The sequence below is a fragment of the Blastococcus sp. SYSU DS0828 genome (genome assembly GCF_054050975.1).
The window spans coordinates 1-12303 of record NZ_JBJHAK010000044.1 but is presented as its reverse complement, the minus strand read 5'-3'; the positions used below and the strand labels follow the sequence as shown (position 1 = coordinate 12303).

At 73.9% G+C, this 12303-nt stretch carries 12 protein-coding genes; 4 read left to right on the top strand and 8 right to left on the bottom strand.

Going from position 1 to position 12303, the window contains the following annotated elements; all coding sequences use genetic code 11:
- Positions 1-186 precede the first annotated feature (186 nt).
- Positions 187-495, bottom strand: a complete 309-nt coding sequence (locus ACI79Q_RS20690; protein ID WP_456590523.1) for a glutaredoxin family protein — start codon at positions 493-495, stop codon at positions 187-189.
- Positions 496-531: 36 nt separating this feature from the next.
- Positions 532-1269 (bottom strand): peroxiredoxin, encoded by a 738-nt coding sequence (locus tag ACI79Q_RS20685; RefSeq protein WP_456615300.1) that lies wholly within the window; start codon positions 1267-1269, stop codon positions 532-534.
- A 186-nt stretch (positions 1270-1455) separates the two neighbouring features.
- Here ACI79Q_RS20685 and dnaK point away from each other — a divergent pair, with 186 nt between their 5' ends.
- The 4 genes from dnaK (at position 1456) to ACI79Q_RS20665 (ending at position 7309) form a co-directional block, all read left to right on the top strand.
- On the top strand, positions 1456-3270 hold the full coding sequence (gene dnaK / locus ACI79Q_RS20680; RefSeq protein ID WP_456613446.1) for a molecular chaperone DnaK: 1815 nt from the start codon (positions 1456-1458) through the stop codon (positions 3268-3270).
- 43 nt (positions 3271-3313) lie between these two features.
- Positions 3314-4225 carry a DnaJ C-terminal domain-containing protein gene (locus tag ACI79Q_RS20675; RefSeq protein WP_456615301.1) on the top strand — a complete coding sequence of 304 codons (912 nt, stop codon included), beginning with the start codon at positions 3314-3316 and terminating at the stop codon, positions 4223-4225.
- A gap of 57 nt (positions 4226-4282) precedes the next feature.
- The gene (locus tag ACI79Q_RS20670; protein ID WP_456615299.1) at positions 4283-6766 is read left to right on the top strand and encodes an ATP-dependent Clp protease ATP-binding subunit; all 2484 of its coding nucleotides are present in this window, start codon (positions 4283-4285) and stop codon (positions 6764-6766) included.
- Between the two features lie 69 nt (positions 6767-6835).
- Positions 6836-7309 carry a Dps family protein gene (locus ACI79Q_RS20665; protein WP_456615298.1) on the top strand — a complete coding sequence of 158 codons (474 nt, stop codon included), beginning with the start codon at positions 6836-6838 and terminating at the stop codon, positions 7307-7309.
- 197 nt (positions 7310-7506) lie between these two features.
- Here ACI79Q_RS20665 and ACI79Q_RS20660 read toward each other — a convergent pair whose 3' ends face one another.
- From ACI79Q_RS20660 to ACI79Q_RS20635, 6 genes are all read right to left on the bottom strand, one after another.
- Positions 7507-8496 carry a heme-dependent oxidative N-demethylase family protein gene (locus ACI79Q_RS20660; RefSeq protein WP_456590518.1) on the bottom strand — a complete coding sequence of 330 codons (990 nt, stop codon included), beginning with the start codon at positions 8494-8496 and terminating at the stop codon, positions 7507-7509.
- A complete protein-coding gene (locus ACI79Q_RS20655; protein ID WP_456615297.1) occupies positions 8493-9437 on the bottom strand; it encodes a PDR/VanB family oxidoreductase in 945 nt (314 codons plus the stop codon). The genes ACI79Q_RS20660 and ACI79Q_RS20655 overlap by 4 nt, the downstream gene beginning before the upstream one ends.
- A complete protein-coding gene (locus tag ACI79Q_RS20650; protein WP_456615296.1) occupies positions 9434-9979 on the bottom strand; it encodes a dimethylamine monooxygenase subunit DmmA family protein in 546 nt (181 codons plus the stop codon). Before ACI79Q_RS20650 ends, ACI79Q_RS20655 begins: the two co-directional genes overlap by 4 nt.
- A complete protein-coding gene (locus ACI79Q_RS20645) occupies positions 9976-10968 on the bottom strand; it encodes a heme-dependent oxidative N-demethylase family protein (RefSeq protein ID WP_456590515.1) in 993 nt (330 codons plus the stop codon). Before ACI79Q_RS20645 ends, ACI79Q_RS20650 begins: the two co-directional genes overlap by 4 nt.
- On the bottom strand, positions 10965-11951 hold the full coding sequence (locus tag ACI79Q_RS20640) for a PDR/VanB family oxidoreductase (protein WP_456615295.1): 987 nt from the start codon (positions 11949-11951) through the stop codon (positions 10965-10967). Before ACI79Q_RS20640 ends, ACI79Q_RS20645 begins: the two co-directional genes overlap by 4 nt.
- Positions 11948-12303: dimethylamine monooxygenase subunit DmmA family protein (locus ACI79Q_RS20635; protein WP_456615294.1), on the bottom strand; the 356-nt coding region annotated here is incomplete at its 5' end. The genes ACI79Q_RS20635 and ACI79Q_RS20640, both read right to left, overlap by 4 nt.

Genomic DNA, 12303 nt, shown 5'->3' with positions numbered 1-12303 from the left:
CCGACCGCCACCGCCACCCCCCCCCCACCCCCCCCCCCCCCCCCCCACACCCCCCCCCCCCCCCCCCCCCCCCCCCCCCCCCCCCCCCCCCCCCCCCCCCCCCCCCCCCCCCCCCCCCCCCCCCCCCCCCCCCCCCCCGGGCGGCGGCGGGGAGCCGGTTGCGCCGTCCGCAGGCCCGGCAGGTGGTCAGAGCAGGCCGTGCCGTGTCAGCGCCCATTCCAGCTCCCTCACGGTCGGTTGCTCCAGCCACTGGCCGCCCACGTTGACGACCGGGTTCCTCAGGACGCCGCCGGTCATCCAGCGCAGCCGGCGTTCCGCCTCCGGATGGAGGTCGAGATCGACGTACTGGTAGGGCACCCCGGCGCGGTCGAGCAGTCGGCGGGTCATCTGGGTGATCCCGCACCACCGATTGCCGTACACGGTGACCGGTGCTGTCCCGACGGCCGGCCGCACCCGGACGGCCGGCTGCTTCGGGACCATGTACGTGGTCGCCATCGAGGCCTCCTTCGCACGTGTCGGCGCTCGATCGGTTCAGGCCGCCTCGCGGCGGCCGGTGAGCTCGTCGAGCGCGGTGAACAGCTCGTAGATGTCGGGCAGGTGGTCGACGCGCGGCGAGACGTGGGCCCACCGGATGACCCCGTCGGCGTCCACCACGTACAGCGCCCGGTCGCTGAAGCCGTCGGATTCGCGCCAGACGCCGTACCGGCGGGCCACCTCGCCCCGCGGGTGGAAGTCCGACAGGAGCGGGAAGCTGAGCCCCCGGACGGCGGCCCACGCGCCGTGGCTGTACAGCGAGTCGACGGAGATCCCCACCAGCTCGGCGTCCCGGCTCTCGAATTCCGCGAGCTCCTGCTGGTACAGCTCCAGCTGCCGGCTGCACCCGGGGCTCCAGTCGAGCGGGTAGAACACCAGCACGACCGGTCGGCCCCGGAAGTCCGACAGGCTCACCGGCCGGCCCTCGGCGTCGGGCAGGGTGAACTCGGGCGCCCGGGTGCCCACGGTCAAGCCGGTCGATTCGGCAGGGCCGCCCATCGGCGGCGCGGTCAGGTACAGGTCGGCGACGTCCCCGAGGGCCGTCTCCGCTCGCCGGTCACGGCTGTCCCCGGCCGACGGCGTCCGGTTCGCCACCTCCTGCACCATCGCGTGCAGCACGGAGAGTGCCTCCGACACCGGCGAGTCATCGAGCTGCTCACCGAGCTCGGCGAAGCGCTCCTCCAGTCGGGTCAGGCGGGCGGGCTCCGCCGCCCGCGTGGAGTACGTGGTCCCCATCGAACCCCCTCGTCGACAGTCCCGGTCCCACCCGGGCACGTTGTACCTCGTACCGACGGACTAGAAAACCTGCAGTGACCGGGGGAATATTTCAGCAGCGTGGCACGTCGGTCGGAACGCTGCCCGGGGCGCCGGCACGGCGTCCCGGCCACGTCCCGACGTGAGGAGAGTCAGGGAGGTTCGGACATGTCACGTGCGGTCGGTATCGACCTGGGCACCACGAACTCGGCCGTCGCCGTCCTCGAGGGCGGCGACCCCACCGTCATCCCCAACAGCGAGGGAGGGCGCACGACACCGTCGGTCGTCGCCTTCAGCCGGAACGGCGAGGTCCTGGTGGGTGAGGTCGCCAAGCGTCAGGCGGTGACGAACGCGGCCCGCACGATCCGGTCGGTGAAGCGGCACATGGGCACCGACTGGGCCACCGACGTCGACGGCAAGCGGTACACCGCCCAGGAGATCAGCGCCCGCGTCCTGCAGAAGCTCAAGCGTGACGCGGAGGCGTACCTGGGCGAGCCGGTCACGCAGGCGGTGATCACCGTCCCCGCCTACTTCGACGACGCGCAGCGGACCGCGACGAAGGAAGCGGGCACCATCGCGGGCCTGGAGGTGCTGCGCATCATCAACGAGCCGACGGCTGCGGCGCTGGCCTACGGGCTGGACAAGGACGCCAAGGACGAGACCGTGCTCGTCTTCGACCTCGGCGGCGGCACCTTCGACGTCTCGGTGCTGGAGATCGGCGACGGCGTCTTCGAGGTGAAGTCCACGGCCGGCGACACGCGGCTCGGCGGTGACGACTGGGACCAGAAGGTCATCGACTGGCTCGTGGACACGTTCCGCACCGCGGAAGGGGTCGACCTGTCGAAGGACCCGATGGCGATGCAGCGGCTCAAGGAGGCCGCCGAGCGCGCCAAGATCGACCTCTCCGGCGCCACGCAGACCCAGATCACCCTGCCCTACATCACCGCTACCGCGGAGGGGCCCAGGCACCTGGACGTCTCGCTGACCCGCGCGAAGTTCCAGGAGCTGACCGAGGACCTGCTGCAGCGGTGTCGCGGGCCGTTCGAGCAGGCGCTGCGGGACGCCGGACTCGGTCCGCGGGACATCGACCACGTGGTCCTGGTCGGTGGCTCCACCCGGATGCCGGCGGTCGTGGAGCTCGTCCGCGAGCTCAGCGGCAAGGACCCGCACCAGGGTGTGAACCCCGACGAGGTGGTCGCCGTCGGGGCTGCCGTCCAGGCCGGTGTGCTCCGCGGCGACGTCAAGGACGTGCTGCTGCTCGACGTAACGCCGCTCTCCCTGGGCGTCGAGACGCAGGGCGGCGTGATGACCACGATCATCGAGCGGAACACGACCATCCCCACCCGCCGCACCGAGGTCTTCAGCACGGCGACGGACAACCAGCCCTCCGTCGAGGTGCACGTCCTGCAGGGCGAACGGGAGATGGCCGCCGGCAACAAGACCCTGGGCCGGTTCCACCTGACCGACCTGCCCCCGGCGCCGCGTGGTGTGCCGCAGATCGAGGTCACCTTCGACATCGACGCCAACGGCATCGTGCACGTCTCGGCCACCGACCGGGCGACGGGCAAGGAGCAGTCGATCACCATCACCGGGCAGTCGTCCCTCAGCCGCGAGGACATCGACCGGATGGTCCGCGACGCCGAGGCGCACGCCGAGGAGGACCGCCGACGGCGGGAGGAGGCCGAGGCCCGCAACGACGCGGACGCCCTGCTCTACCGGAGCGAGAAGCTGCTGGCCGAGCACCGCGACGTGACCGGCCCCGAACGCGACCAGCTGGAGGCGGCGGTCAGCGAGGTGAGGGGCCTCGTCGAGCACGGCGAGGTCACTGCTCTCCGCGCGGCGACCGAGCGGCTGACCGCGGCGGGCACCGCCTTCGCCGCCCGGCTCCAGGAGCAGCAGGCTCCCGACGGTGGCGCGGCGACGGCCGCCGGTGACGACGACGTGATCGACGCCGAGGTGGTCGACGAGGGCAGCCGGGCGTGAGCCCGGCTGCCCTCTGATGGGAAGGAGGTGGACGACCGTGGCGATGACCGCCGAGTGGCTGGACAAGGACTACTACCGCGTGCTCGGCGTCGCGGAGTCCGCGTCGGACAAGGAGATCACCCGCGCCTACCGCCGCCTGGTCCGGGAACTGCACCCCGACACCAACCCCGACGCCGGGGCCGGTGAGCGGTTCCGGGAGGTCACGTCGGCCTACGAGGTGCTGCACGACCCCGTGCGCCGGCGCGAGTACGACGAGGTCCGCCGGCTTGCTCCCGCCGGTCGGTCGACGGGCGGGCCGGGCTGGCCGCACGGTCGGTCCGTGCGGGTCAACCGGCGCGGTCCCCGGGCCGGGGGGCACCGGGTCACGGTCGAGGACCTCTTCGGCATGTCCGCCGACGACGGCGGGTGGGGGACCGGTCTACCCCGCCGCGGGGCCGACCTGGAGGTGGCGGTGGAGCTGCCGTTCGACCAGGCGGTGCGCGGCACCACTCGCCGGCTCCGGCTGGGGTCGCGGACCGTCACGGCGCGCATCCCGCCGGGGATCGCGGACGGGCAGACGCTGCGGCTGGCCGGACGCGGGGAGCCGGGTGAGAACGGCGGGCCGGCCGGTGACCTCGTCCTGCGGGTCCGGGTGGCATCGCACCCGTTCTTCCGGCGGGACGGCCGTGACCTCGCGGTCACCGTGCCGGTGACCTTCGCCGAGGCGGCCCTGGGCGCCGACGTCCGGGTGCCCACGCTCGACCGCCCGGTCAGGGTCCGGATCCCGGCCGGGACGCGGAGCGGGACGACCCTGCGGGTGCCGGGCCGGGGTGTGCCGGCCGCCGACGGCGCGGGCGACCTGCTGGTCACCGTCGAGGTCGACGTGCCGAGGGAGCTGGACGAGCGCCAGCGGGCTGCCGTGCAGGCACTGGCGGCGGCGACCCCCGGGGCGCCGCGAGCCCACCTCGGGGTGTGAGGCACCGGCCGACACCCCGCCACCGACAGATCAACGACAGTGAGGAGGTGTTCCACCGTGGCCGGCGCATTCGACCCGAACCGCTGGACACGCAGGACCCAGGAAGCAGTCCAGGCCGCCGTGGAGCGGGCACGGCAGGAGTCGCACCCCGAGGTCACGCCCGATCACCTGGTCGCGGCGCTCCTCGGGCAGGAGGACGGCGTCGTCCTGCCGCTGCTGCAGAAGGCCGGTATCGACATCCCCGGACTGCGGGACCGCGTCACCGAGGCCCTCGACCGGCTGCCGCACGCCTACGGGTCCGAACCGCAGGTCGGTCGCGAGCTGCGTGCCGCGATCGAGGAGGCCGACCGGGTGCGCCAGCAGTTGCACGACGAGTACGTCTCCACCGAGCACCTGCTGCTGGCGGTCGCCGGCCACCTGCAGGTGTCGCGTGAGCAGCTGCTCGCCGGGCTCCAGCAGGTCCGCGGCAGCCACCGCGTGACCTCCCCGGACGCCGAGGAGCAGTACCAGGCGCTGGAGAAGTACGGGCGCGACCTGACCGAGGAGGCCCGCAAGGGCAAGCTCGACCCGGTCATCGGCCGGGACGAGGAGATCCGCCGCGTCGTCCAGGTGCTGTCCCGCCGGACCAAGAACAACCCGGTCCTCATCGGTGAACCCGGCGTCGGCAAGACCGCCATCGCCGAGGGGCTGGCCCGCCGGATCGTCGAGGGCGACGTCCCGGAGAGCCTGAAGAACAAGCGGCTGGTGGCGCTCGACCTGGCGTCGATGGTCGCGGGTGCGAAGTACCGCGGCGAGTTCGAGGAACGGCTCAAGTCGGTCCTGCAGGAGATCGCCGACGCCGAGGGCCAGGTGATCACCTTCCTCGACGAGATGCACACAGTCATCGGCGCCGGCTCGGCCGAGGGCTCGATGGACGCCGGCAACATGCTCAAGCCGATGCTCGCCCGCGGCCAGCTCCGGATGATCGGCGCCACGACGCTCGACGAGTACCGCAAGCACATCGAGAAGGACCCGGCTCTCGAGCGCCGCTTCCAGCAGGTCTTCGTCGGCGAGCCGTCGGTGCAGGACGCGATCGCCATCCTCCGCGGCCTCAAGGAGCGCTACGAAGTCCACCACGGGGTCCGCATCCAGGACGCCGCGCTGGTGGCCTCCGCGGTGCTCTCCGACCGGTACGTCACCGGCCGGTTCCTGCCCGACAAGGCGATCGACCTGATCGACGAGGCGGCCAGCCGGCTGCGGATCGAGATCGACTCACTGCCCACGGAGATCGACGTCATCGAGCGGCGGATCCGGCAGCTGGAGATCGAGCGGGTGGCCCTGGCCAAGGAGACCGACGACGCCAGCCGCGACCGGCTCGCGGCGCTCGACCAGGAGCTCTCCGACCTGCGCGAGCAGTCGGCGGGGATGAAGGCGCACTGGCAGGCCGAGAAGGAGGCGATCGGGCGCATCCGGGAGCTCAAGGAGGAGCTGGAGGCTCTGCGCGGCGAGGTCGAGCGCGCGGTCGACCTGACCCGGGCCGCGGAGATCCGGTACGGGCGGATCCCCTCGGTCGAGCGTGAGGTGGAGCAGGCGACCGAGCGGCTGGCCGAGCTGCAGTCCACCCAGAAGATGCTCAAGGAGGAGGTCGACGAGGAGGACGTCGCCGAGGTGGTCAGCCGCTGGACCGGCATCCCCGTCGCCCGGCTGATGCAGGGCGAGGTGGCGAAACTGGTCCGGATGGAGGACGTGCTGCACGCCCGCGTGGTCGGGCAGGACGCCGCCGTCCGCGCCGTCGCCAACGCCATCCGGCGCAGCCGGTCCGGGCTGGCGGACCGCAACCGGCCGATCGGCAGCTTCCTGTTCCTCGGCCCGACGGGCGTGGGCAAGACCGAGCTCGCCCGCAGCCTGGCGGAGTTCCTGTTCGACGACGAGCGGGCGATGGTCCGGATCGACATGAGCGAGTACATGGAGAAGCACTCCGTGTCCCGCCTGGTCGGTGCGCCGCCGGGCTACGTCGGCTACGACGAGGGCGGGCAGCTCACCGAGACGGTCCGCCGGCGTCCGTACGCCGTCGTCCTGCTCGACGAGATCGAGAAGGCCCACCCGGACGTCTTCAACGTCCTGCTGCAGGTCCTCGACGACGGCCGGCTGACCGACGGTCAAGGCCGCACGGTGGACTTCACCAACACCGTGCTGATCATGACGTCGAACCTCCCCGGCGACCCGGCGGACTTCTTCAAGCCGGAGTTCATCAACCGGGTCGACGAGATCGTGCGGTTCCGGTCGCTCACCGAGGACGACATCGAGCAGGTCCTCGAGATCCAGCTGCGGCAGCTGGAGACGCGGATGGCCGAGCGGAAGCTGACGCTGGAGGTCAGCGACGACGCCCGGCGCTGGCTCGCCCGTCGCGGGTACGACCCCGACTACGGCGCGCGGCCGCTGAAGCGGCTCATCCAGCACGCGATCGTCGACCCGCTGGCGCTGGAGCTGCTCTCGGGCGTCTATCGGGACGGCGACACCGTGCACGTCGACGTCGCCGGTGACGACATCGTCCTGAAGTGAGCCCACCGCCACGGCCCTGTCGCAGGGACGTGGCACCCATCCCTACGACCGCTGGAGGAGGAACCGCCCATGACCGAGATGAGGAGCCGGCTGCCCGAGGACGTCCGGAAGACCGTCGGGGAGGCGCTGCAGGGCGCCGTCGTCGACCTGGTCGACCTGGGGCTGGTCGCCAAGCAGGTGCACTGGACGGTGGTGGGGCCCCACTTCCGCAGCGTGCACCTGCACCTGGACGACGTCGTCGCCACCACCCGGCAGTACTCGGACGCGCTCGCCGAGCGTGCGGTCGCGATCGGCGTGCTGCCCGACGGCCGGTCGACGGCCCTGCAGGAGCAGTCGGCGCTGTCGCAGCCGCCGCTCGCCTGGATCCCGGCCGATGAGGCGATCAGCTTTCTCGTCCACGCGCTCGACGAGGTCGTGGCGCGGACGCGGGCACGCATCGACGACACACGGGACGACCCGGTGTCGCAGGACCTGCTGATCGAGACGACCGGTGCCCTCGAGAAGCAGCTCTGGATGTGGCGGGCGGAGAGCCTGCCCCGGTGAGGCGGACCGGGGAGGCGGCGGGCCGGCCGCTCGCGTCGGCCCGCCCCTGGCCGCCAGGTCCGGGATGTCGACGACGTCGAGGACCCCGGGCCCGCCGGGGGTCCACGGCACCGCACGCATGCAGGGAGGCTGGGGCAGCGGACCGCAGCATCCCGGCGAGGTGCGCCGGACGACCCCGGGAGCGGCGCCAGGTGCGGCTAGGCCGCGACGGTGGGGTGCACGGCGTCCGCCAGCCAGGCCACGACCTCGTCGCGGTAGGGCGCGATCCCCTTGTACTCGGCGATGTCGGCCGGGAGCTCGGCGACGATCGCGGAGAGCTGCTCGCCCCAGCCCGGGACCGTGACGATCTCGGCCAACGGCGCCATGTACGTGCGGATGTTGAACGTCAGCGTTCCCGTCAACGGCAGCCGGGTGAGGTGCTCCAGCTCGATGCGCAGCTGCAGCCGGCCGAAGTCGCCGTCCCGCACCAGCTGGGGGATGTCGGCGTCCCACTCCGGCTTGGCCTCCAGGCTGATGTCGCGCCGCGGTGAGCCGTGGGCGGAGAAGGTCCAGTTGACCCGGCGGTAGGTCTGGTCGGCCGTGATGCCCCGCATGAACCGGGTGGCGCGGCTGGTCACGCCGTCCTCGTTGAGCCGGGGCACGGGGCCGTGGATCTCGTCGAGGTGCATGCCGATGTCGAACTTGACCGACCACGCGGCGGCCCAGGTGACCAGCGCGGCGTCGAACCACAGCCGGCCGCCGCGCTCGCTGACCATGAGGATGTCGTCGGGCACCTGGCAGCCGATCCAGGTGAGCGGATCGGTCGGCAGCGTGGCGGCATCGCCCAGGACGAACGACTGCTCGATGCCGAGGAGGTCGTTCCGCCAGGAGAAGGCCCCGGACCCGAGGTCGGTCAGGTGCATGGCGTCCGGGCGGGCGGTCACGAGTTCCCGGAGCAGGTACAGGAGCATGTCCCAGCACGCCGGCTCCATGTGCGGGAGCACCTGCCGCCGCCCGGGGTCGCGGGCCAGCACGTCGCGGCGCAGCGCCATCTGCTCGGCGTAGTCGTCGCCCAGGTCGACGACGTGCTCGCCCCAGGACCCGGCGGGCGTCGCCACGCGCCGGCGGGCGGGCTCGACGTTGACCGTGTACCGGAAGGACCGGTCGGTGGGGGCGAAGGGCCAGGGCAGCCGGGGCAGATCGCTCACAGGTCCAGCTCCAGGTGGGTGTCGGCCGCCCGCGACACGCAGGCGAGCATGTGGGTCGAGGACTGCCGGTCGGAGTCATCGAGAACCAGGTCCCGGTGCTCCACGCGGCCGGCGGCCACGGGGACCAGGCACTGGCCGCAGACGCCCTGGCGGCACATGTGGGGGACGTCGACGCCGGCGCCGAGCACCGCGTCGAGCAGGCTGGTGCCGCTGGGCACCGGGAGCTCCCGGCCGCTGTGCCGCAGCCGGGCGGTGAACGGCCGGCCGGGGGAGAGCTCCCGGGCCTGGAAGTGCTCGAGGTGCACGCGGGCCGGTGGCCAGCCGGTCGCGCGCGCCGTCGCGGTGAACAGGTCCAGGAGGGGGGTCGGGCCGCAGGCGTAGGCGTGCGTGCCCCAGGGCTGGACCGCCATGCGTTCGCGCAGCGCACCGGCCAGGGCCACCCGGCCCTGCGCCTCCACCAGGTCGTGACCGGCGAGTTCGCGGACCTCCTCGAGGTGGGCGGCCTCGCCCCGGCGGTATCCGTAGACGACCTCCACGGGGCGTCCCCACGCACGGGCGGCGGCCAGGTGCGACAGGATCGGCGTGACCCCGATGCCCGCCGCGACGAGGAAAGCCTTCCGCGCGGCCAGCTCCGGCCGGAACGCCGACCGGGGCGGCTCCACCGGCAGCAGGTCGCCGACCCGCAGCACGTCGTGCAGCCAGGCCGAGCCCCCGCCGTCCCCGGTGCGGAGGACGGAGATCCGGTAGTCGCCCGGGGCGATCCCGGAGCCGGTGAGCGAGTACGCGTTGCGGGTGCCGCCGGCGGTCACGACCACGTGGCTGCCGGGCGCGTACCCGGCCAGCGACCGGCCCTCCGGGTCGGTCAGCACGATGTGCCGCACCCGGTCGGTCACCGCCTCGATCCGCGTCACCCGCAGCAGCTGCGTCGCCGGAACGCTCATCCCGCCTCCCCAGGTGCCGTCACCGCGGAGGCCAGGTAGCTGCCCCGGTGCCCCGACGCGTGCTCGTGCACCTCGAGCCGCAGGCCGCACCCGGGGCAGTCGACCTCCGCGCCGGGAGCCACCGGGAGCCGTGCGGTGGTCTCGCAGTGGGCGCAGAACACCGGGATCGGCCCCCGGGCGACGGCGAAGGCGGTGATCTCCTCGGGCAGCAAGCCCAGCCCGCGGGCCAGGGCGACCAGGGCGAGGACGTCGGCCTCGGGCCCGGCCACCACCACCCGGTCGCCGACGTGCATCCCGTCGAGGCGGCGGGCGAGCGCGGCAGCCGACGACCCGTCCACGCCCGGAAGCCCCCAGCGCCGCACCGGCCGGCCGTGCTCGCGCGCCTCGGCCGCCCACCGGTCGACGACCTCCGCGGCCCGGCCGCCGACCTGCACGAGGAGGAATGCGCGGCCGGTGAGGTCCAGCGAGGGGGGCTGCGCCGGCCACGAGGGGACGCTCGTGCGGCGCGGCCGGAGCTGCTCTCCCGTCAGGACGGCGGTCATGCCGCACCGCGCAGCCAGGCGACGGCGGCGGAGCGGAAGCGGGTGAGGCCCTTGTAGTCGGCCATGTCCTCCGGCAGCTCCTCGAGGACGGCGGCGAAGCGGTCGCGCCACGCGGGCACCCGCGCCAGGTCCTCCAGCGGCAGCAGGTAGGTGCGGATGAGGAACAGCACCGCCCCGGAGCTGGGCAGCCGGACCAGGTGCTGGACCTCGACGCGCAGGTGCAGCCGGGAGCCGAGATCCTGCTCGAGGACCAGGCGCCGGTCGGGGCCCCACTCGGGATAGGTCTCGGTCGCGGTGTCCAGCCGCCGGCCGACGGTCATCGTCCAGTTCGTGCGGCGGTAGGCCTCCCCGGGCTGGAGCCGCATGAGGAACTGGTGGGCGCGGTCGATGACGCCCTCGGGGTGCACACGGGGGACGGGCCCGTGGATCTCGGGGAAGCTCATGCCGACGTCGAAGCGCATCGACCAGTCCGCGGCCGCCGTGACGACGCCGGCGTCGGCCCACAGCGCTCCCTCGCGCTGGTCGAGGAGCACGAGGTCGTCCTGGACCTGCGGTGCGATGAACTCGAGCGGACCGGACGGCAGCGTCGCGTCGTCACCGAAGGTGAACTGCTGCCCGATGCCCAGCAGTTCGTTGCGCCAGCGCCAGCGGTCCCCGCCGAGGCGGTCGAGCGCGAACACCTCCGGGCGGGCCCGCTGCAGCTCGCCCATCACGTAGAGCATCGCGTCCCAGGCGGCCGGCCTCATGTGCGGCAGCTCCTGCAGCCGTGTGGGGTCCGCGGCCAGCAGGGCGGCGCACTCGGCGCTGTCGGAGGCGTAGTACTCGTCGACGTGCAGGACGTGCTCGCCCCAGCTGCCGGCGGCGGTCGGCCGTGGCGCGACCGCCGGCTCCACGTTGGCGCTGTACCGGTAGGTGTCGGTCGGGAAGGGGAAGGGGAACGAGGCGATGCGGGCGGGCAGGGCCCGGTCGCGGATGTCGGTGGCTGTCACAGGTCGAGCTCCAGGGTGGGGCCGGTGCTGCGGGAGACGCAGCACATGACGCTGTCGGCGGCGACCTTCTCGGCCTCGCCGAGGAAGAGGTCGCGGTGCAGGGGGGAGCCGGAGACGACGGGGACGCGGCACTCGCCGCAGACCCCCTGCCGGCACAGGTTGGGCACGGGGACGCCGGCGTCCTCGAGGGCCTCCAGCAGGCTCACCCCGGACGGGACCCCGACCCGCCGTCCGGACCGCACGAGGGTCACCTCGAACGGATCCCCCGGGTCGAGCGCGGCGGCGGAGAAGCGCTCGGTGTGCACCCGCGCCTCCGGCCAGCCCAGCCGCTCCGCCGTCCCGAGGACCGTGTCGAGGAGGGCGGCCGGCCCGCAGGCGTAGAGGTGGGTGCCGAGCGGGGCGGAGGCGAGCGCGGCCTCGATGCGGGCGACGAAGCCGGCCACCTCCGGGTGCTCCTCCAGGCGCGGGCCGCAGAGCTCGCGCAGCTCGTCCAGGTGCGCTCCAGCGCCCGGGCGGTAGCCGTAGAGCAGCGTGAAGTCCCGCTTCCAGCGGACCGCGGCGCGGGCGTGCGAGAGCAGCGGGGTGATGCCGATGCCGCCGGCGACGAGCAGGTGGTGCCGCGCGGTGGCGACCGGGGCGAACGCGCTGCGCGGCCCGTCGGCCGCCACGACGTCCCCGGCCACGAGCTCGTGCACCCAGCGCGAGCCGCCGGACCCGTCGGGGCAGAGCAGCACCGAGATCGAGTAGCGCACCGGGGCTGTCCCGGAGCCGGTCAGCGAGTAGGCGTTGCGCCGGTCGCCGCAGTGCAGCACCACGTGGCTGCCCGGTGGGAAGGCGGGTAGCGGTCCACCGTCGGCGGAGACGAACTCGACCGACCGGATGCCGGCTGCCGCCGCCCGCACGCCGGCCACCCGGAGCCGGAGCGCGCCCCGGCCGGTGCGCGTCGGGGCATCCGCGGGTGCAGGCGGGGAGATCGTCGTCATGCCGGCACCTCCACCGGAGCGGCGGGGGCGGCGTCCTCGGCGTCCACCATGTACCCGAGGTAGGCGCCCAGCCGCCGGGACACGTGGTGGTAGACGTGCAGCGTCCGCCCGCAGCCCCGGCAGACGCAGGTCGCGCCGAGGGCGGCCGGGGTCTCCGTCTCGTGCGCGCAGTGGGCGCAGTGGACCCGGCGGCGGGGAACCCCCGTCACGTGGGTCAGCACCTCGGCCGGGACCGCCCCCAGCCGGAGGGCCCGGGCGGGGGGGGGGGGGGGGGGGGGGGGGGGGGGGGGGGGGGGGGGGGGGGGGGGGGGGGGGGGGGGGGGGGGGGGGGGGGGGGGGGGGGGGGGGGGGG